Below are 19,947 nucleotides of genomic sequence, written 5' to 3' on the forward strand. Positions count from 1 at the left end.
ATCGATGATCCGTTCTGGAACAGGACTGTACCAGCGCCGGTGGGCCAGTATGGTTTCGATCGATGACAAGAAACACGCGCCTCCGCGATCGCGTCGCGGCGGCGATTCTCGATGCCGCGGCAGCGGTGCTCGCCCAGCGAGGGGAAAGCGCCAGCATGACCGAGGTCGCGGCGGCGGCGGGCGTCGGCCGGACCACCTTGTACCGCTACTTCCCCAGTCGCGAGGCTCTGCTGGACACCCTGGCCGAGGAAGCGTTCGACGAGCTGATCGGTGAACTCGTGGACGCCGACCTGGACAGCGTTCCGGTGTCCGAGGGGGTGGCGCGGGTGAGCAGGATCGCGTTGGGCCAAGCCGCCAAGTACCAGGCGCTGATGTGCGTGCAGGGCAAGCCTGACGTCTCCGACGAGACGGTCCGTCAACTCATGGCGCCCCTCACTTCGCTGTTCGCCCGCGGAGCGGCCGACGGCACGTGGCGCACCGACCTCAGCGCCGGCACGCTCCTGGGTGTCTACACGGCGCTTCTGGAAGGAGCGCTCAACCAGGCACTGCACTGCAAGCTTGGCGTGGAACCCGCCGCTGCCGCCATCACCTCGGTCTTCATCCACGGGGCAAAAGCGCGCCGTCCGGTGTTCAACGCCGACGCGACCAGCTCTTTCCCCGCGGAGCCCTGAGGGTGACACGGCCCGTCGGACCGTCCTGGCGGGGCCGCAAACCGTCAAGTCGGCACCGTGGGTTGCTGTCAGGGGGCCGCCAGGCTGCCTTGATCACTGGTAGGGAGCAAGGTCGTCGTGGTGCTGCTGCAGGGCCGGGGAGAGGGCGACGCGGTCGGGTTCGAGGAGACTGCGGGCCATGGCGGACGCGGCGGGTTCGCCCCTGCCGAAGGCTTCGGCGATGTGCTGGGCGTGGGTAGGCTGCAGGGACTCGCCGAAGGGCGCCTCGTAGGGGTCGGTGACCGCTTCGATCAGGCACGGCCCGTCGAAGGCCATCGCCTCGGCGAAAACCGTCTCCGCCCGGGAAGGGTCCTCGATGCGGTAGGAGCGCAGGCCGCAGGCGCGGGCCACGGCCGCGAAGTCGATGGGGTGCAGTTCGCAGCCCATCTGCGGATTTCCCAGCAGCGCCGTCTGTTCCCACACCTCCAGGGCGAGGGAGTTGTTGCGCAGCACGACCACCTTGACGGGCAGGTCGTACTGGGCGAGGGTGGCCAGCTCACCCATGCCCATGCTCATCGAGCCGTCACCGGTGAAGGCGATCACCGGTCGGTCCGGGTGGGCACACTGGGCGCCGATGGCGTAGGGCAGGGCGGAGCCCATGGTGCACAGAGTGCCGGAGAAGGAGTACTGCATTCCCTTGCGCAGTCGCAGCCGGCCTCCCCAGGCGGTCACGGTGCCCGCGTCCCCGGTGACGATCGCCCCCTCCGGCAGTGCCTTGGACAGCTCCCAGGTCACCACCTGCGGACGCATCGGGGTACCCGAGCTCGAAGCCTGCTCGCCGATCAGCTCCCACCACCGCCGGTAGGTGTCCTGGGCGCGCTGAAGGAAGGAGCGGTCGCTCTTGCGCTCCAGCAGCGGCAGCAGGTGTTCCAGCACCGCGGTGGCGTGGCCGACAAGGCCGACCTCGACGGGGTAGCGCATGCCGATGCGGTCGGCGTTCAGATCGATCTGCACCCCGCGTGCCTGCCCCGGCTTGGGCCAGAACTCGTAGTACGGCGTGGCTGAGCCCACGATCAGGAAGCCGTCGCAGTTCTCGAACGCCTCGTGCGAGGCGCGGGTGCCGATCAGTCCCATCCCGCCGGTGGTGTAGGGGCTGTCGTCCGGCACGCAGTCCTTGCCCAGGCCGGCCTTGACGATGGGCGCGCCCAGCAGTTCGGCCACCTGTTCCAGCAGATCACCGGCTCCCCGGGCGCCCGCGCCGGCACAGATCGCGATGCGCTCACAGGCGTTGAGCACCTCGGCGGCGGACCGCAGTTGCTCCTCGGGCGGGACCACGATGAACGGCTGGGCGGCCAGGGACAGGTGTCCGGGGACGTTCTTGGGCGAGGCGGTGTCCTGGTCGAGGGTGAGGGACTGGACATCGATGGGGATGGCCAGGTGCGAAGGAGTGCGGTTCATCAGGGCGCTGCGAACAGCGAGGTCGGTTGCCGGCAGCGCGTGCGTCGGGCCCATGATCCGTTCGGAGAACAGGCAGGCGTGCTCAAACAGCCGGTCGGAGGGAAGGTCCTGCAGGAAGTGAGCGCCGATCGTGTCGTGGTAGGACAGGCCGGTGATCGCGACCACGGGGGCGCCGTCGATCCGGGCGTCGTACAGGCCGTTGAGCAGGTGCACTGCCCCGGGCCCGGCCGTGGCCACGCACGCCGCGGGACGGCCGGTGAACTTGGCGTAGCCGACGCAGGCCAGCGCCGCGTTCTCCTCGTGCCGGACATGGACGAACCGCATCTGCGGATGCGTGCGCAGCGCTTCGAAGAACCCGTTGACCTGATCGCCGCAGATCCCGAAGCAGGTGTCGATCCCCCACTCCAGCAGTCGTTCGACGACCAGGTCCGATGTCGTCCTGGCACCCGAGTCGTCAGCCGACTGCCCGCTCATGGAAAACCCCGCTCTCCGGAGGCTGCGCGGCAAGGGGCCCTCCCGCCGGCGCATGGCTCTCCCGGGCGAGATGCCACGGTCGGCACAGGCGTACACACCGGCTGACGGGGATCCACTGGATTGGCTGAGTCCACCGTGCGGAAACCGTCAGGAACCCATCCGGCACGCACCCCACCTTGTCGCCTTCGCCCCCCGCCGGCGCCCGCTTCGCACGCGGTCAGTTCGTCGGGCGACCCGAGAACGGGCGGCATGACCGTCATCGGCCTGCGGCCGCCCACCGGCTTCACAGCGGCTGAGCGCCCTACTTGGCCCGTTTGGCCAACTGCAACGCTCGGGAGCAACAGGGCGACGGCCCTACGGTGCCGACAGGGCTGTGCGCTCGGCTTCCTCCAGCCAGTCGGTGTACCAGCGGGCGAAGGTCACCGGCGTACCGTCGTCGCCGAGGAGCGGTGCGAGGTCGATGTCGTCCGCCCGGTAGTCGGACCAGATCGTGCCGCGGTGGCTGCCGCTGACGATCAGCCACTCCCTCTGGGCACAGCCCAGGTGGGAGATGACGATGGCGCCGGCGGTGCGCTCCGGGGCGAACATGACAGCCTCCCACCGCTCGTCCCACGCCTCGATGGCGTCGTCGAAGTCCTCGATGTCGTCGAAGTGCTCTTCCTCTGGGCGTTGGGCAATGAGGTCGTCGAGCAGCTTGGGGTCCGGGCCCTGGTCGGGAAACGGTTCGGCGAGCCTCGACAGATCGGCCGGATCCGCGCCGTCGCCTTCCCAACGCCAGCGGCCCTGCACACGCCGAACCAGGAACAGGCCGTACGCGGGGCCGGCGCCGCCCGCGCCTACGTGGAGCAGGAAGGCCCGGGCGGCAGCCCAGCGAGGCGCGAACGGGCACCCTGTCGGACACGCCGGCAGGCTGCCGTAGCGAGGAGTCAGGGCCACCCGTTCGGCTCGGCTCCGGGCCGGTCCATGCCACGGCTGAGTGAGTTGACGGACGTGGCGTGGCGTCGGATAGCACCGTCGCGTTGCCGGGTGTTGACGGGCGGGGTCCTCCGCGGCGGGATCAACGGGGTGTTGTGGCGGTTGCGGACGGTGCCCCCTGGCGTGACCGGCCGGAACGCTGTGGGCCGTGGCTGGCTTGGTTGATCTCCAGGAACAGCCTTTCTCGACGGGTTCAGGAGTCAGTTGGTGATCACTGGGTCCACGGGAGTCGACCAGAAATGACGGCGTTGCCGTGGGCGCGGCGGGAAAAAGGAAGGCGGGTGCCGACGGATCGTTGGCAGGATGTCCACGCTCAACACTCGATGGGAAAGGACCCGACGACCGTGGCTCATGCCATCACTCTGATCCGCTCCGCCTCCCTGTCCAACGTCGCCGAGTACGCCTACGCAGCTACGGCGCCCGCCGACTCCCGCCTGATCTTCCTCGCCGGGGCGTGTCCCCTCAACGACGACGGCTCGACGGCAGCGGTCGGGGACTACGCGGGTCAGGCGCTGAAAGCCGTCGAAAACATGCGGGCTGCTCTCGCTGCCGCGGGCGCGTCGCTCCAGGACGTCATCAGTACAAGGGTTCTCGTCGCATCGGCCCGGCAGGAAGACCTGGTGTCTGCCTGGAAAGTAGTCCGGGACTCGTTCGCCGACCATGACGTCCCCAGCACCTTGATGGGCGTCACGGTCCTCGGCTATAAGGACCAGCTCGTCGAGATTGAGGCCGTCGCCGCCGTGCTCGACTCTTGAGGTCCATTGACACAACGCGGCGGCCGGGCGCGGCCTGGACCGGCAGTGCCTGGCGGTAGCGCTGCGAATCCTTGCCGGACTCGACCAGGATCTCGGCTTCCGCCCGGCGAGGTAGTAGCGCGCCATCCCGTAGGAGACATCCGCCCCGTGCTCCTCGACCAGCCGGTTGAAAGATCCGGGTGACCGTGTACCGCTGCTTGCACGGAGCGTCCGGATCCGCCCGCAAGATCTCATCGATCACGTACTTGAACGGGTCCAGAGAACTCGTCCGGGGCGGGAGCTTCTTACGAGGCTCCCGCCAGGACGAGTCCAACGCCTTCCGCACCGTCCGCCACGTCACGCCGTGCCTGCGCTCAAGCTCGTGGCCCGACTCCGTCCCCGCGACCGTCATCGTGTCGGAGAGGACCCCGTTCGACGGATCGCCCGAGGACGCCCAGCGCTGGCGGGACGCCGCCGCGTCGTTCGTACGACAGGGGCCGGACCGGACCCTGGTCACCGCGAAGGGAAGCTCGCACGACGTTCCGGCTGACACGGCGACCTCTGCTCAGTTTCAGGTGGGGCGCAGACACGAAGGACTAGGGTGACCGGCTGGTGGACGAGCCGCTGGAGAGGAAGTCTCAGCACCGTGAAACCCACGACGAAGGTCACCCGCGGGGCCGGCAGCGCGACCGCGGCCATGACTGCCAAGTACGACGTCAAGCGCGAGCTCAAGAAGTGCTACTCGCCCAAGAACACCGACTGGGAGCTCGTCGACGTCCCCGAACTCCGTTTCCTCGCCGTCGACGGGCACGGCGACCCGAACACCAGCGCCGCGTACCGCCAAGCGGTCGAGGCGCTCTACGCGGTCGCCTATACCGCCAAGTTCGCCAGCAAGGGCGACCTCGGCAAGGACTACGTCGTGGGGCCGCTCGAGGGACTGTGGTGGGCGGACGACATGAACGACTTCCTGGCCAGGCTCAAGGACAACTGGCGATGGAGACTGCTCATCAACGTACCCGGCTGGATCACTGACGCCATGATCGAGGACGCCAAGCACACCGCCCTGGTCAAGAAGAACCATCCGGCCATTCCGGACGTTCGGTCAGAGACGCTGCACGAGGGCCCCAGCGCCCAGGTCCTCCACATCGGCTCCTACGACGACGAGACACCGATCCTGACCCGGCTGCACCGCGATTACCTCCCCGCCAACAACTTGCGGGAGGCGGGTTTGCATCACGAGATCTACCTCAGTGACCCACGCAGGACCAGTCCTGCCAAGCTCAGGACAATTCTGCGGCAACCCGTCGAAGTGCAGTCTGGTTGAGGGACGTCGGCGTGTCAGGGGAGGCCGGTTCCCGCGAGCGAGGTTGGAGCGCGTCAAGATCTGTGGATCGGCTCGCTCCGAGGTGGCCGGCTGGACATCCTGATCTTGATGTTGTTCTCGCCGTGCCGGGTGACTTCGTGCAGACCCATGCGCAAGTAGAGGGCGTGCGCCCGTTGGTTGACCGCGAGGACGTCCAAGGTGAGGTCCTGGCCTTGCCGGCGGGCCTGCTGCAGGAGGTCGCGGATGAGTCGGCTGCCGATGCCGCGCCCCTGGTGGCCGGGGTGGAGTTCGATCCGGGCAAGGTAGATCTCCACGGGCCGGTACTCGATGTGGACCATGCCGGCATCACTGCCGTCGACGGTGACGATCTGCCATCGACCGGGGCTGAACGCGCGGGTGTGGAAGCCGCGTTGGGCGTGTTCGTCCCAGCCCCAGATCTGGGTGATGTAGGCGCCCATGGCGGCCTTGTGCAGTTGGAAGCAGTACTCGCCGTCGTCAGCGGTGGCCGGCCGCAGGCCGATGACGGTCATGCCGCCCACCCCTGGGGTCGCTCGACGAGCTTGGAGACCATCCGACACTTCCATGGCACCAGCCTCCATCGACGGCACACTCAGCCGAGCCACTGCTTCCAGCGGGCACGGGGCGGATCGCAGCGACCCGAGTCAACGGCCTGCTTGTATGCGCGATCGGCGAGTTCCTCGTCCGACCACACTTGGCCGTTCACATCGGGAAGTGTGCTCCCGTTGCCGTCGGTGAGCTTGGAGATGCCGACGACACAGTCCGGCCGCACGGTTTGTCCTGCATACCAGCCCAGGAACACAACGGCCAGGGCAGCAACCATGCAGGCGATGACGAGCAACTGCCGCGGGCCGCGGGCTCTGGGCGAGATCACCGACGCATCGTACTCAGTGGAACTGCCCCGTGACTCACGAGCCTTCGGGAACGGCTTGCAGGGGCAGCGCACGTTCTCAGGCTTCTTGTGCCGGGACTTCGCGGTGGCCGGCTGCTGCTCGGCCCGGCTACGCCCTGGCCCTCGGCTCCTCCCTGGTGCTGGGGGCCCGGCGCGGAGACCGGTACGGAACGCGGCGGCTCTTTCTCATCGGGCTGCTTGGCTTCACCGTGGCTTCTCTGGGCTGCGCCGTGGCCACAGGTGCGGTCACGATCGTCTTGGCCCGCATTCTCCAGGGCGCCTTCGGAGCCCTGCTCATCCCGCAGGGCTTCAGTATCCTGCTCGCCGCCTTCCCCCGCGATGAACTGGGCAAGGTCTTCGGCTTGTTCGAACCCCTGATGGGCGTCAGCTCCATCAGCGGTCCAGTGCCGCAGCTTCGTCGCCGGTCTCCTGGTGGGGTCGGTCTTCTTCGCCGCGACAGCGGGCCTGCTCTACGTCAGCTCGCTCTACCTGCAGGAAGGGCGAGGGCTCGGGGCGTTTCCGACGGCTGCGATCATGGCACCGATGTCCCTGGGCATCATCGTCGCCTCCTTCACCGCTCGCGGCTTGATCGAGTCCCTGGGGCGTCGACTCGTCGAGACGGGCCTCGCGCTGGTCGGTGCCGGAGCGCTGGCGTTCATGCTCACCGTGCACGGCGAGCCGAACAGGTCCTGGCTCCTGTGCTTCCCCTTGTTCGTCTGCGGGCTCGGGATGGGCTGCTGTTTCGGCTCCGTGTTCGCGGTCACTCTCGGCGATGTCACCCTGGAACAGGCAGGCAGCGCGTCCGGGACTCTCAACGCGGTACAGCAACTCGCCAACTCCGCCGGCTCAGCCCTGATCTCGACCCTGTATCTCGCACGCGCCACGGGCGACAGCCCCGGCGACGCCGTCACCACGAGTCTCGTTGCGGTGCCGGCCATCATCGCCGTCCGCCTGGCGTGCCTGCCGCTGCTGCCGCCCAGGGCGGCTCCGGACAGTAACTGACCTTCGAGGTCCAGGTCGCGCGACAGACGCGCGGCCTGGACCCGTGCCCCGCGCGGACGCCCCTGGGGGCCGGAATCCGGGCTCCGAAGCCACGCGATGCTAAAAAAGAAGCATGGTGGGACTTTCGAGGCATTTGCCGGTCTCATGGTCGCAGCGTCGGCGGCACGCCCGTTCCTCAGCCCCCGGTCCTGCGATCGCCCATCACGAGCGCTCCCAGGAGTCTCCTCGCCGCGCCCCGTCCCGGTGGTCGCGTGTCCGGGGGCTCGGGCGCAGCGTCGCCGGGCAGGTGTTCCTGCTGCAGGCGGCGGTCGTGGTCGCCCTGGTCATTGCCGTGGTCGTGGCCCTGGTGCTGCAGGCCCGGCGCGACAGCACGCAGGACGCGCGTGCTCGCACACTGGCGGTGGCCCACACGTTCGCGAACGCACCGGGGACGGCGCGGGCGCTGACCAGCCGCAATCCCACCGCGATTCTGCAGCCGCGTGCCGAGGCGCTTCGTAGGCAGACCGGCGTCGACTTCGTCGTCGTCTTCGACCGCAACGGGATCCGTGTCACCCACCCCGATCCCTCCTTGATCGGGAAACGCGTCTTCGGCCCGTATCAGCAGCAAACGATCCAGGGCCTCACCGTCACGAGAACCTTCACCACCTCCCGCGGCCCGGCCGTGGACTCGGGTGTGCCCGTCTTCCGGGCAGACGGGAAGATCGTCGGTGCGGTGTCCGTCGCGATCACTGTCCAGCACGTGAACGCGGTGGTGAACCGGCAGGTGCCGGTGGTGCTGGGGGCGGCCGCCGTCGCGCTCGCCCTGGGCACGGCCAGTTCGGCGCTGGTGAGCCGACGGCTGCGTCGGCAGACCCACGGCCTGGGCCCGGCGGAGGTGACGCGCATGTACGAGCACCACGACGCCGTGCTGCACGCCGTGCGGGAAGGCGTGCTGATCACCGCCGCAGACGGGCGGCTGATGCTGGCCAATGACGAGGCCCGGCGGCTCCTTGATCTGCCCCCGGACGTGGAGCGGCGGCCCATCGCCGCCCTGGGCCTGGATCCGGGAATGGTCGCCCTGCTGACGGCGGACCGTCCGGTCACCGACCAGGTGCAGCTGGCGGGGGAACGGCTGCTGGTCGTCAACGTAAGGCCCACCGCCCCCTACGGCGGACAGGCCGGCTGTGCGGTGACGCTGCGGGACGCCACCGAGCTGCGGGCGCTCGCGGGCAGGGCCGAGCGCGCCCAGCAGCGGCTGCGGCTGCTGTACGAGGCGGGCATGCGGGTAGGCACCACCCTGGACGTGACGCACACCGCGGAGGAGGTCGCCGAGGTCGCGATTTCCCTCTTCGCGGACTACGCCACCGTCGAGCTGCTCGAGCCCGTGCTGCACGGCGCCGAGCCTGAGGAGACCGCGGGTTTGCTCCGTGCCGCGTGCCGCGGCGTGGGGCAGGGTCCTCCGTTGCCCGCAGCCGGCGAGTGCGTGGTCTGGGACGCGGCCACCCCGATGGCGATGGCCCTGGCCGGCGGGCACGCGGTGCTGGAGCGGGATGCGGCCGTCTCCCCCAGTTGGCTTGCGCGGGTACCGGAGCTTGCCCGCCCGGTGCCCGACTTGGGACTCCGTTCGCTGATCAGCGTGCCGCTCAAGGCCCGCGGCATGGTGCTGGGCCTGGTCACCTTCTGGCGTTCGCAGCACAGCGACCCGTTCGAGGAAGAAGACCTCCCGGTCGCCGAGGAGCTGGCGGCCCGCGCCGCGGTGTGCATCGACAACGCCCGCCGCTACACCCGCGAACACACCGTGGCCGTCGCCATGCAGCACAGCCTGCTGCCCCGCGTTCTGCCCCGGCAGAACGCGCTGGAGGTCGCCCACCGCTACCTGCCCGCCCAGGCCGGGGTGGGCGGCGACTGGTTCGACGTCATCCCCCTGTCCGGAGCCCGCGTAGCCCTGGTGGTCGGTGACGTCGTCGGCCACGGCCTGCACGCCGCCGTCACCATGGGGCGCCTGCGCACCGCGGTGCTCAACTTCTCGGCCCTCGACCTGCCCCCCGACGAACTGCTCGCCAGTCTCGATGAGTTGGTCACCCGGATCGACCAGGAGGGACCTGAGAATGAACAGGACGTCACTGGGGCCACGTGTCTCTACGCCATCTACGACCCGGTGGCCGAACAGGTCACCCTGGCCAGGGCCGGCCATCCCGGACCCGCCCTGGTCCATAGGGACGGCACGGTCGCCCTCCCCGACGTACCCGGCTCCCCGCCCCTGGGCCTGGGCGGCGGCCTGCCCGTCGAATCCGTCGATCTGCGGGTGCCGGAAGGTTCACTCCTGGTGCTGTTCACCGACGGCCTGATCGAGACACGGGAACGGGACATCGACACCGGCCTCGCGCTGCTGCGGCAGGCCCTCTCCGAACCCCCGCACACCCCGGCCCGCGATCCGGAGCACACCTGCCGGGCAGTCTTCGACGCCCTGCGACCGGACGACCCCCGCGACGACATCGCACTGCTGGTGGCCCGCACCCGCCGGCTCGACCTCGCCCGGGTGGCGGCCTGGGACGTGCCACGGGACCCCGTGGCCGTCGGCCGTGTCCGCGCCGAGGCCGGCCGCCGGCTCGAGATGTGGGGCCTGGAGGAGATCGCCTTCACCACCGAGCTGATCATCAGCGAGCTGATCACCAACGCGATCCGCTACGGATCCGATCCCATCCGCCTGCGCCTGCTGCGCGACCGCACCCTGATTTGCGAGGTCGCCGACGGCAGCAGCACCTCCCCCCGTCTGCGCAGGGCCGCCACCACCGACGAGGGCGGACGCGGCCTCTTCCTTGTGGCCCAGCTCGCCCAGCGCTGGGGTACCCGCCACACCCACGGCGGCAAGGTCATCTGGACCGAGCAGGCCCTTCCCGGCACGCCGGACGGCACCGGCCCCCTCGTGGCCGACGCGGCAATCGTGCAGTGAGACGGGCACGACGCCCGTCCCAGCCACCGGTGCGGACGCCGGCCTCGTGTGGCGTCAGTTGTGTCACGAGACCGCTCTCCGGACAGCTTCGGGCGCGAGCGATCGACGGCGACCACTCGGCCGGCTCGAAGCACCGTCCGCTGCTTCGGCCGGTCCATGATCGCTGACGTCACCGTCTCGCCGGGCAGCAGCAGAAGATCCGCGCGATCGCCTTGCCGCAACCCCGGGCAGGTGTCCGCGGTGTCGGTGCAGGAAGCGGCGGTGGGTTCATCGGCGCCGACGACGGCACGCCCTCCGACGGTCGCGATCGCCATGCACCGTTCGATCAGACGATCCTGGCGGAGCTGCTGAGTGAACGCCAACTGCCATGTCCTGCCCAGCATGTCGCCGTCACCGAAAGGGGACCAGTAGTCCCGCATGCCGTCCTGCCAAGACCGAGCCGGATCCCCGACGCCGCCAGTCGGTCAGCGGGCAGAACGCGCTGCCCGCTCGGGGCGATGGTCGTCAGCGCGATGTCGGGCTCCGCGAGCTGTTCGATCACTGCCTGGATCCGAGGGGCTGGGGCGGTCGCCAGCGCGAAGGCGTGCGAGACGGTCACTCTGCCCTGCATACCGAGACCGCGCACTCGGTCGCAGATGAGTTCCATGGTGAAGCAGCCCAGTTCTCCGGGCTCGTGGAGGTGGATGTCGACGCCGACCCCGTGTCTGTGCGCGATGTCGAACACGATGTCCAGATGCTGTGCCGGGTCCCGGTCGAGGGCACACGGGTCGATGCCGCCGATGAGGTCGGCGCCACTGGCCGGCGCGGCTCTCAGCAGGTCGACCGTGCCGGGGGCGCGGACGATTCCCGCCTGGGGAAAGGCGACGATCTGCACCTCGGCCCGGTCGGCGTGGGCCTCCCTGGCCGCCAGGACCCCCTCCAGCCGGTCGAGGCCCGAGGAGACGTCGATCTGAGCGTGGCTGCGGACGACCGTGGCACCGGACGCGATCGTGATGCCGAGCGTGCGGGTCGCGCGCTCGCTGACGCTCTCTTCGGCGTCCCTCCAGTTCTCGAGGTCGTTGTCGATGAGCCCGAGAAGTCCCTCCTGTACCGTATGGGGCCGGAAGGGGAGGCCCAGACGTGTGGAGTCGAGGTGAGCGTGGACATCCGCGAACGCCGGTAGCGCCAGACGGCCGTGACCGGCGATCACTTGTCCGTGGCCGGGTCCGGCCGAGTCGAGTGTGTGCGGGACGACCTCGCGGATGACGCCGTCCTCGATGAGAACGTCCGAGACGGCACCGCCCCAGGGGCGAACGGCTCGGACGCAGGTGGGTTCGCTCACGTTGTACTCCCTCGTCACTTCGGTTGCGGGCGAACCGCACCGGCTGCTTCCTCCCGGTGGCGATCCTCAGGTCACGGGTGCTCAGGGGGCTCCATGCGCGCGACGATGGCGAGGGCCAGCTCCGTCGCGCCTTCGGTGTCGCGTCGTTCGATGGCCCGGTACACAGCCTCGTGTTCCTTGGTGCCCTGTCCCATCGCGCTCCCCAGTGACTTGCGGAAGGGCACGTTGAGGCTCGCGTAGAGGTCGATCAGCAGCTCGTTGTGAGAGGCCTGGGCCACCGCCATGTGGAACCGGAGGTCCGCCTCGACGAAGGAGTCGAGAGCACCGGCCTCCGCGCTTCGTTGACGGTCGTCGAGTGCTTTGCGCAGGGCCGTCAGATCGGCTTCGGTCCGGCGCACGGCCGCAAGCGGCACCGCGGAGGCGTCGAGTCCGCGCCGGACCTCAAGCACCTCGCTGGTCTTGCTGCTCATGATCTTGCGGCTGAGCGTGACGGCGGCCCCGTCGACGGCGACGAGGTAGGTGCCGTCGCCCTGCCGCACCGCCAGCAGTCCCGAGTGCACCAAGGCCCGGGTGGCCTCCCGCAGTGAAGCGCGGCTGATGCCGAGCATCTTTGCACTGTCCGCTCACCTCGCTCCGGTACGGGATGGCGCTGCGATCCTTCGACCGATACCGCGCCGCCGGCATCAACGTCGCACTGGGCACGGACAGTTATCCGCCAGACCTGATCAAGGGCATGGACTCCGGCGGCAACATCGCCAAGCTCGTCGACGGCAGGCTCGACGCGGGCGGCGCGGCCGACTACCTGCGATCCGCAACACTCAACGCCGCCAGGGCTCTTGGCCGTGACGACCTCGGAAGACTGACGCCCGGCGCCCAGGCAGACCTCGTCGTGCTGGACCTCAGCGACTTCAGACTGGGCGTCGTGGACGATCCGCTGCGTTCGCTCCTTATGAGCGGCTCCGCACGCGACGTGCGCATGACGGTGGCCGCCGGCCGGACGGTCGCCGACCAGGGAACCGTTCCGGGGCTGGACCTCGTGGCCATGAAGGCCAAGGCGCAAGAACTCTTCGAGCGGATGCGATCCGCCTACACCGAGCGCGATCTGCACCGGCGAGCACCCGACGTCCTGTTCCCGCCCACCTTTCGCATGGCTGGCGGGGCCTGAGCCTGGCTCCACCGCGTGACAGCCGCGCCCCAGGTGTTCCCGGCTTCTTCCTTTCTGGCTGATGAACCGTCAGGTACGCCTCGTCGTGGACTGCTCCTGGATGCCGGTCCCGCACGTCAACAGGGTTGGAAGCTCAGATGTCTCCCCAGTCGCCCGGTCGAGCCGGCGTGTCGTGGCCGGAAAAGGTTTGAGTCCAGGCCATTGACATCCCTGTGTGTCGTACGCCACTTTGTTCGCCGTCGTCCCTCGTCGATGAGGAGTCGCGGATGGCTGCGCAAGAAGAAGTCCAGCCAGAGATAGAGCTGGACGAGGATGCGGCCCGTCTCGCAGAGATGGGCTACAAGCAGGAACTTCATCGCGGTATGACCGCGTTCTCGAATTTTGCCGTGTCGTTCTCGATCATTTCGATCCTGGCGGGCTGCATCACGTCGTACGGGATCGCGCTGAAGTCGGGTGGTCCGTCGACCATCGTGCTCGGCTGGGCGGTGGTCGGTGTCTTCGTGACGTGTGTGGCACTGGCCATGGCCGAGGTGTGTTCGCGCTACCCCACCGCGGGTGGTCTCTACTTCTGGGCCGGCGAGCTTGCCAGGACGAACAAGCGTGCCTGGGCCTGGTTCGTGGGCTGGTTCAACTTCATGGGCGAGATCGCCGTGACCGCCGCGATCGACTTCGGGTGCGCCACGACCTGGATGGCGTTCATGAACCTCGTCTGGGGCACCGAGGTGACGGTCGGCCGTACTTACCTGCTGTTTCTCGCGATCATTCTTGTGCACGCGCTTCTCAACACGTTCGGCGTGAAACTGGTCGCGTTCCTGTCGAACGTCTCTGCCTGGTGGCACGTGGTGGGCGTCCTGGTCATCGTCGCCGTGCTGTGGGCGCTGCCCGAGCACCACCAGTCCGCCGGATGGACGCTGACGGGCTGGCACAACGCCACCGGCTGGACCTCCGGCATCTACGTCTTCCTGATGGGCCTGCTGATGGCGCAGTACACCTACACCGGGTACGACGCGTCGGCCCACGTGGCCGAGGAGACCAGGGGAGCGGCCCGCAGCGCACCACGCGGAATTGTGATGAGCGTGGTGATCTCGGTCATCGGCGGTTTCATCCTGCTCTACTCGATCACCGCGTCGATCCAGGACAAGAGTGCGGCGGGGCTGGACGAGCTGGCCGCGTCCACTACCGGGCTGCCGCCGGCGCAGGTCTTCCTCGACTCGCTGAACAGTCCGGACACGGCGAAGTTCCTGCTGTTCATCGTGTGTGCCGCGCAGTTCTTCTGCGGGATGGCCTCGGTGACCGCCAACTCGCGGATGAGCTACGCGTTCTCGCGCGACAACGCCCTTCCGGGGTCGAGAATCTGGGCGAAGGTCAACCCGCGCACCGGGACGCCCACGAACTCGATCTGGTTCTGCGTGACGCTCTCGGCGCTCCTGACGGTACCGGCGCTGTTCAACACCACGGCATACCTGGCGGTGACCTCGATCGCGGTGATCGGCCTGTACATCGCCTACGTCACGCCGGTGCTGCTGCGCCGCCTGCGCGGCAACGAGTTCGTTCCGGGCCCGTGGCACCTGGGCAAGTGGAGCGGCCCGATCGGCTGGGTCGCGGTCGTGTGGGTGGTGGTCATCTGCGTGCTGTTCGTGCTGCCGCCGACCCGGCCGGTCAACGTGGACAGCTTCAACTACGCGCCGATCGCGGTGGCCGTGGTGGGTCTGTTCGCGCTGGTGTCGTGGTACGCGGGCGGCCGCAAGCACTTCATGACCAGCCGTGACAACCTGGAGGAACTGTGACGCCGTGACGCCTGCGGCCTCGGTGGATCCAGGCGGTCAGGGCACGGGCGGTGTCGGTCACGGCGCGGGCCCAGCACTCGGGCGTGGGCAGGGCGGCCCGGGCCGGCACGGCGGCGGATACGAGCGAGCCGCAGCGTCACGCCGACGCCGGCAGGAGTGCAGGCACTCGCCCGCGCCCGGGTCCTGCTCGCCGACGCCCACGAACGCGTCCACGAGGCCGCCACCGGCCGCCACCGGCCGCACCCGGCTGCACATCGGTCACGCCTGGTCCGTCTTCGGCCGCCACACCAAGGAGTTCCAGCGCCGCCGGCACGAACAGCACCCCGACACGGACCTGCGCCTGATCCGCCGCAACACCCCCACCGGGGGCCTGGCCGAGGGGCTGTGCGACCTCGCCGTCATCCGCGCCCCGATCGACTTGAAGCCCTGGGGCAACGCCGTGATCGGTCACGAGACCCGCTGCGTCGCCCTGGCCTCCGACGACCCCTGGGCGCGGCGCCGCAGCATCCGTCTGGCCGAGATCCCCGCCCGCACCCTGGCCATCGACCGCCACACGGGTACCACCACACTCGGCCTGTGGCCGCCGGACCTCAGGACCGGGGTCGAGTACACCCAGAACATCGACGAATGGCCGGCCGCCATCGCCACCGGACGCTGCATCGGCCTCACCCCGCAGGCCACCGCCGCCCAGTACCGACGCGACGGCATCGCGCAGCGACTTTGGAGCGTGACGGCGAGCCTCTGACCCGGGGCCGCGTGATCGGCTTGAACTCTGGTGAGGCAGGATGCACGCCGGACCATCACGAGAAAGCGGGGCCGGCGGTGACCGAACCAGGTGCGGTGGATCTGATCCACTTGGAGGACGTGGACGGTGACCGCTGCATCGTCCGCGTGACCGGCCGCTTCCAGCCCGGTGTGCTGACCGGCCACGACGTCTCAAGGCTCAGCTCCTGGCGCACGCCGACTTCGTCGATGCCCGACTGGAGCTCCACCTCTTCCAGCGGGACCTCGACGCCTGGCAGCAGAAGCTGACCGGCCTCGTCCCGGGCAGGGACGTGCGCATCGGCGGGGATCGCGGGCCGAGTCTCGATCTCCACATGCACGAGGACCACTCACTGGCCGTAACGATCCACGACCCCGACCGCCTCAGCGCAATGCTGTGGATCCGACCGCCGGAGAACTGGGTGGACGAGCACCACGACCGACTTCAGCAGGTCCGACGCACCTGGCCCAGCGAGGTCGTGGAAACAGCCCCCATGACCTACGGATGGCGTCCCACTCACCTGAGCTGAACAGCATCGCCACCGGCGACGGCCCCGGACCAGCCTGTGTCTCAGGCGGTGCCCCCCTGCTCGCTCGGCCGGGCCGGGTGAGGGCCGGTGTCGTCGGCGGTGGTCTCCGGTGAGCTTCAGTACCACGGAGCTGATGGGGACGATGGCGATCATCAGCAGGCCGCAGCCGACAAGGATGGCCGGTGCGCCGGTGCGGTCGAGGAGGAAACCGCCGAGCGCCGCTCCGAGGGGCGAGGCCGTCAGGAGTATGGCGCCGCGTACGGCCAGAACCGTCGTGAGCGACTCTGCGGGTGCACGCTCCTGGAGCAGGGTGAAGGAGAGCGCGGAGTAGGGGCCGTAGACGAGTCCGGCGAAAGCGAAGCCGATCATGGAAGGGAGGCTGGTGTGCGTGAGGGCGAAGGGGAGCATGCCGATGCCGTGGCCGGCGATGATGCCGAGCATGGCCGGCCACAGGGGAAGCCTTCGGACCGCGCCCAGCGCGAGAGCGCCGATGACAGCTCCGACGCCGAAGGCGGCCCAGTAGGCGCCGAGCAGCCCGGCGCCGGCATGGAGTTCGCCGGAGACGAACAGAGGCAGTGCGACTTCGACGGGGCCGAAGGCGAGGTTGAACACCCAGGTCACGACGAGCAGGCCAAGGAGTTCCGGTTGACCGCGCAGAATGCTCAGCCCCCGCTTTGCGCCGCCGTTCACTGGTACGAGTACTGCTGCCGGTGACGAAGGCAGGGTGGTGCGCCCGGTCTGGAAGGCAAGTACGGCGAACGTGGCGGCGTCCAAGCCGATGATCCATGCCGGGGACACCACTTCCACGAGCAGGCCCGCGAGAACCGGGCCCACGATCGTCGCGGTCCACAGACTGGTGCTGAGCACACTGTTGGCCGCCAGACGCTGGTCGTTGGAGAACAAAGGAGCGAACAGGGCGTGCTTGCCTGCCTTGCCCCAGGCGTGCAGCAGCGAGGAGGCGCCCAGGAGCCCGACGTACACGGCCGGTGTGAGCAGCCCCACCGCGTGCGCGAGCGGAACCGTTCCCAGCAGTACGGCGCGCAGCGCGGAGTCGCTGACCAGGAGTCGCCGCGCGGGAAGCCGTCGCATCCACCTGCCCAAGGTCAGTGCGCCCAGCGCGCCGGGCAGAACGTAGGCGGCGACAGCGGTGCCGGCCAGCGCGCCTCGGCCGCCGTCGGGCCCCAGTGCGAGCGCGAGCCACGCGACGGCGACGACGGTCATGCCGTCGCCCAAGTCGGACAACGCGAAGACCGGCATCAGCCGGCGAAACGTCCGGTCGGCGCACAGCGAGCGGTAGGGGCCGGGCACCAGGCGTCCCTGTGGTACTGAGAACATGCAGGTCACAGTCGTCCTTCAAGCACGCTTGAAGTCAAGGCGCCGGAACGGGAAAGGGGTGGCCGTGCGCTATCTGCCCATTGGTGAGCTCGCGGACAGAGTCGGCGTGCGCGCTTCGGCGCTGCGCTATTGGGAAGAGCGCGGTCTGCTGCCCGGTGCGCGTCGCGAAGGCGGGCGCCGGGTGTGGCCGGCGACCGCGGTCCGCAGGGTCGCCCTGATCAGGATGGCGCAGCGGGCCGGGTTCACCCTCGCCGAGATCACGCAGCTACTGGCCGACGACACCACGCCGTCCGCCACCCGCCAATGGCGGGAAATGGCCACCCGGAAGCTTCCCGAACTCGATCAGCACATCGCACAGACCCAGGCGCTGCGACAGGCAGTCGCGGACTGCCTGGAGTGCGGCTGCATGAATTTCGATCAGTGCGTACTGCTCGGTGCCACGGACGCGGCGCCCTGAGCACCGAGCGCGGCGCAGCACACGAAGGAGATCCTCGGGGCCCGTCACCGGTGCTGCGGGCGCCATTCGAAGAGCAGGATGGTCGCGTCGTCGTGCAGTTGGTTGCGCTGGTGGTCGAGGATGGCGTGGATGAGTAGCCGCAGCACCTCGGCCGGGCGCTGGCCGGCGGCGGAGGAGCGGATGATGAAGTCGGTGAACCGGTCGAGGCCGAACTCCGCACCGTCCTTGTCACGGGCCTCCACGACACCGTCGGTGTAGAGCAGCACGCAGTCGCCCGGTTCCAGTGTCGTCTCGTGAACCTGCCGGGCGGCCGGGGCGAGTTGCCCGGCCAGGCCGATCGGCGGCTGCGGGGGGCTGTCCAGCGCCCCGTCGAGCACCCGCTCGGCACGGATCAGCAGCGGCGGCGGGTGACCGCAATTGACCCAGCGCAGCACCCCGGTCCGCGCGTCGAGCCGGCACAGCACGCCGGTGCAGAACTGGTCGGGTAGCCACCGGGCGAGCGCCTGGTCGATGGAGCCGACCGCGTCGGCCAGGTCGCGCCCGCCGCGGCGGGCGTTCCGCGCCGCCGCCATGGCGACCGACGCGGTCAGGCCGGAGGTCAGATCGTGCCCCATGGAGTCGAGGATCAGGGCGTGCAGCACGTCCTTGACCACCGAGTGGTCGAAGGCGTCACCGGCGACGTCGTACGCCGGTTCCAGGACCGCGGTGGAGACGCACCTGCTGCTGCCGATGGTGCGGGGTGGCAGGAAGGCCCGCAGCATCTCGGTGGGCAACTGCATGGTCGCGGTGCGGGTACGGGCGACGAGCCAGTCGCTGTAGGCGCGCTTGGAGGTGATCAGCATGGCGAACAGACGGGCCAGCATCCGGCTGCGGCGCATACGCGCCCCGTCGAGCGCGGCGGTCCGCACCGCCAGCACACCCAGCCGCTCCACACCGTCGACCAGAGGCAGCCAGATGGTCACGCCGTCGTCGGCCTCGGCCACCCGCGGGGAGACGGTGCGGTACGCCCAGCCGGCCGGAGAGTCGGCCACCGGTAGCGGCTCCAAGGTCTCGTCGAGTGGGATGAGCAGCCTTTGTTGCAGGTCGACGAGGTACATCAGCGCCGTGTCCAGGCCGAGGGCCGCGGCGCACCGGTTCGCCAGGGCGGGCAGTTCGACCGGCAGGGCCGTCTGCGCCTCGATGATCAGCTCCTCCAGCCGGTTCTCATCGACGGCGGTGTCGGTACCGGGGGACGCGTGCGGCGGGTCCGACACGGAACTCACCCCTTCCGTGCCCAGTCTCGCACCGATCCCGCCCAAGCACGGCCTCGACAGCCGGCACCTGGTCGCCTCGCACGGCAGCGTGTCCCGGCGTGCATGGGGCTCAAGGGCAGCGGCCTGCCGCGCCGAACGGGCGTGCCGGCCGGACAGTCGAGGGGGAGCTGTTGCCTGAGAGCGGCCCGGACATTGGTCAGCCTGCCTGGTTGCTGTCCTTGTACGTGCCCCAGCCGTGCCAGCGCTCGACCTCGATCCAGGCGCTGACCCGCGCCCGGTCTCGTTGGGCATAGGGCTTGCCGACGTACTGCCGGCTGAGCCGGTCGATACCAGCGAGGTCCGAGTCGTTTCGGATCTCGCTGACCCGGCCGACGAGGCTGATGTGGTTGTACCAGTTGGCTTCGTCCAACACGGTGAGGGTGACCCGTGGATCATTGCGCAGATGCTCCAGGCGCTTGCGGCCCTCGTCCATGTTGACCAGGACGCGGCCGTCGTCCTCCCAGAGGTACCAGGTGGCGGTGGAGACGGGCTGGCCATCCGGCCGGAGCGTGGTGATGACCGCCGGATTGGCCTTTTCGACCATGGCGATCGCATCGGGGGTAAGCGGAGGCTTCGACATCGTGCTTCTCCTCGACAGCCGGTACTGGTTGGGGTCCAACTGCTGTGACCCCGTACACGCTGTCACATTTCACGCGGAGACGAGCCGTCGCACGACGCTCGCCGACAAGACGGTGCTCGTGTGGGCGAACGAGGTCCCGCAGATCCCGGCCGAGGCCGAGCTCCGCCGGACTGGCATGACATGGCGGGGCTGCACGCGGCCTGGGCGGCGGTGCGAGCCGGGCGTCCTGCGACGCCCGGTTGTCGCAGTGGTGGCCGCG

The 19,947-nt window shown here is 69.3% G+C and carries 16 protein-coding genes and 4 pseudogenes; 11 read left to right on the forward strand and 9 right to left on the reverse strand.

Annotated elements, in window-relative coordinates; all coding sequences use genetic code 11:
* Positions 1–62: 62 nt before the first annotated feature.
* Positions 63–671, forward strand: coding sequence for a TetR/AcrR family transcriptional regulator (locus ACF09J_RS25440; RefSeq protein ID WP_392307749.1), 609 nt, complete (start codon positions 63–65; stop codon positions 669–671).
* 93 nt (positions 672–764) lie between these two features.
* Here the strand turns inward: ACF09J_RS25440 and ACF09J_RS25445 are convergent, their stop codons facing one another.
* Both ACF09J_RS25445 and ACF09J_RS25450 read right to left on the reverse strand, forming a co-directional pair.
* Positions 765–2,582: a thiamine pyrophosphate-dependent enzyme gene (locus ACF09J_RS25445; protein ID WP_392307750.1), complete on the reverse strand. Its 1,818-nt coding sequence runs from the start codon at positions 2,580–2,582 to the stop codon at positions 765–767.
* 354 nt (positions 2,583–2,936) lie between these two features.
* Positions 2,937–3,440 (reverse strand): annotated as a pseudogene (locus tag ACF09J_RS25450) (SMI1/KNR4 family protein); the annotation flags it as partial.
* A gap of 461 nt (positions 3,441–3,901) precedes the next feature.
* On the opposite strand from ACF09J_RS25450, the gene ACF09J_RS25455 reads away from it, so the two are divergent.
* Together ACF09J_RS25455 and ACF09J_RS25460 are read left to right on the forward strand one after the other, a co-directional pair.
* A complete protein-coding gene (locus ACF09J_RS25455; RefSeq protein WP_392307751.1) occupies positions 3,902–4,312 on the forward strand; it encodes a RidA family protein in 411 nt (136 codons plus the stop codon).
* Positions 4,313–4,988: 676 nt separating this feature from the next.
* Entirely contained in the window at positions 4,989–5,615 is a 627-nt protein-coding gene (locus ACF09J_RS25460) for a GyrI-like domain-containing protein (RefSeq protein ID WP_392307922.1), read from the forward strand.
* Between the two features lie 53 nt (positions 5,616–5,668).
* On the opposite strand, the gene ACF09J_RS25465 is transcribed toward ACF09J_RS25460, so the two are convergent.
* Both ACF09J_RS25465 and ACF09J_RS25470 read right to left on the reverse strand, forming a co-directional pair.
* Positions 5,669–6,145, reverse strand: coding sequence for a GNAT family N-acetyltransferase (locus ACF09J_RS25465; protein WP_392307752.1), 477 nt, complete (start codon positions 6,143–6,145; stop codon positions 5,669–5,671).
* Positions 6,146–6,225: 80 nt separating this feature from the next.
* Positions 6,226–6,507, reverse strand: a complete 282-nt coding sequence (locus ACF09J_RS25470) for a hypothetical protein (protein WP_392307753.1) — start codon at positions 6,505–6,507, stop codon at positions 6,226–6,228.
* 29 nt (positions 6,508–6,536) lie between these two features.
* On the opposite strand from ACF09J_RS25470, the pseudogene ACF09J_RS25475 reads away from it, so the two are divergent.
* From ACF09J_RS25475 to ACF09J_RS25485, 3 genes and pseudogenes are all read left to right on the forward strand, one after another.
* Positions 6,537–6,920, forward strand: a pseudogene (locus ACF09J_RS25475) (MFS transporter); the annotation flags it as partial.
* A 37-nt stretch (positions 6,921–6,957) separates the two neighbouring features.
* Entirely contained in the window at positions 6,958–7,527 is a 570-nt protein-coding gene (locus tag ACF09J_RS25480) for an MFS transporter (RefSeq protein WP_392307754.1), read from the forward strand.
* Between the two features lie 112 nt (positions 7,528–7,639).
* Positions 7,640–10,459, forward strand: a complete 2,820-nt coding sequence (locus ACF09J_RS25485) for a SpoIIE family protein phosphatase (RefSeq protein ID WP_392307755.1) — start codon at positions 7,640–7,642, stop codon at positions 10,457–10,459.
* Positions 10,460–10,784: 325 nt separating this feature from the next.
* Here the strand turns inward: ACF09J_RS25485 and ACF09J_RS25490 are convergent, their stop codons facing one another.
* On the reverse strand, positions 10,785–11,780 hold the full coding sequence (locus ACF09J_RS25490; RefSeq protein ID WP_392307756.1) for an amidohydrolase family protein: 996 nt from the start codon (positions 11,778–11,780) through the stop codon (positions 10,785–10,787).
* 71 nt (positions 11,781–11,851) lie between these two features.
* Positions 11,852–12,388, reverse strand: a complete 537-nt coding sequence (locus ACF09J_RS25495) for a FadR/GntR family transcriptional regulator (protein ID WP_392307757.1) — start codon at positions 12,386–12,388, stop codon at positions 11,852–11,854.
* Positions 12,389–12,390: 2 nt separating this feature from the next.
* Between ACF09J_RS25495 and ACF09J_RS25500 the strand changes: the two genes are divergently transcribed.
* From ACF09J_RS25500 to ACF09J_RS25515, 4 genes and pseudogenes are all read left to right on the forward strand, one after another.
* The gene (locus tag ACF09J_RS25500) at positions 12,391–12,945 is read left to right on the forward strand and encodes an amidohydrolase family protein (protein ID WP_392307758.1); all 555 of its coding nucleotides are present in this window, start codon (positions 12,391–12,393) and stop codon (positions 12,943–12,945) included.
* Between the two features lie 266 nt (positions 12,946–13,211).
* Positions 13,212–14,732: an amino acid permease gene (locus tag ACF09J_RS25505; protein ID WP_392307759.1), complete on the forward strand. Its 1,521-nt coding sequence runs from the start codon at positions 13,212–13,214 to the stop codon at positions 14,730–14,732.
* 120 nt (positions 14,733–14,852) lie between these two features.
* Positions 14,853–15,450: pseudogene (locus tag ACF09J_RS25510) on the forward strand (LysR substrate-binding domain-containing protein); the annotation flags it as partial.
* 232 nt (positions 15,451–15,682) lie between these two features.
* Positions 15,683–15,904, forward strand: a pseudogene (locus tag ACF09J_RS25515) (DUF5959 family protein); the annotation flags it as partial.
* Here the strand turns inward: ACF09J_RS25515 and ACF09J_RS25520 are convergent.
* Positions 15,845–17,359: an MFS transporter gene (locus ACF09J_RS25520; RefSeq protein ID WP_392307760.1), complete on the reverse strand. Its 1,515-nt coding sequence runs from the start codon at positions 17,357–17,359 to the stop codon at positions 15,845–15,847. The pseudogene ACF09J_RS25515 and the gene ACF09J_RS25520 overlap by 60 nt on opposite strands.
* 64 nt (positions 17,360–17,423) lie before the next feature.
* Here ACF09J_RS25520 and ACF09J_RS25525 point away from each other — a divergent pair, with 64 nt between their 5' ends.
* A complete protein-coding gene (locus tag ACF09J_RS25525; protein WP_392307761.1) occupies positions 17,424–17,816 on the forward strand; it encodes a MerR family transcriptional regulator in 393 nt (130 codons plus the stop codon).
* Between the two features lie 44 nt (positions 17,817–17,860).
* Here the strand turns inward: ACF09J_RS25525 and ACF09J_RS25530 are convergent, their stop codons facing one another.
* Complete coding sequence (locus tag ACF09J_RS25530) at positions 17,861–19,078, reverse strand: PP2C family protein-serine/threonine phosphatase (RefSeq protein WP_392307762.1); 1,218 nt, start codon at positions 19,076–19,078, stop codon at positions 17,861–17,863.
* 187 nt (positions 19,079–19,265) lie between these two features.
* A complete protein-coding gene (locus tag ACF09J_RS25535; protein ID WP_392307763.1) occupies positions 19,266–19,688 on the reverse strand; it encodes a PPOX class F420-dependent oxidoreductase in 423 nt (140 codons plus the stop codon).
* Positions 19,689–19,947: the final 259 nt, after the last annotated feature.

It is taken from the genome of Streptomyces sp. NPDC014889 (assembly GCF_043081205.1).
Taxonomy (GTDB): Bacteria; Actinomycetota; Actinomycetes; order Streptomycetales; family Streptomycetaceae; genus Streptomyces.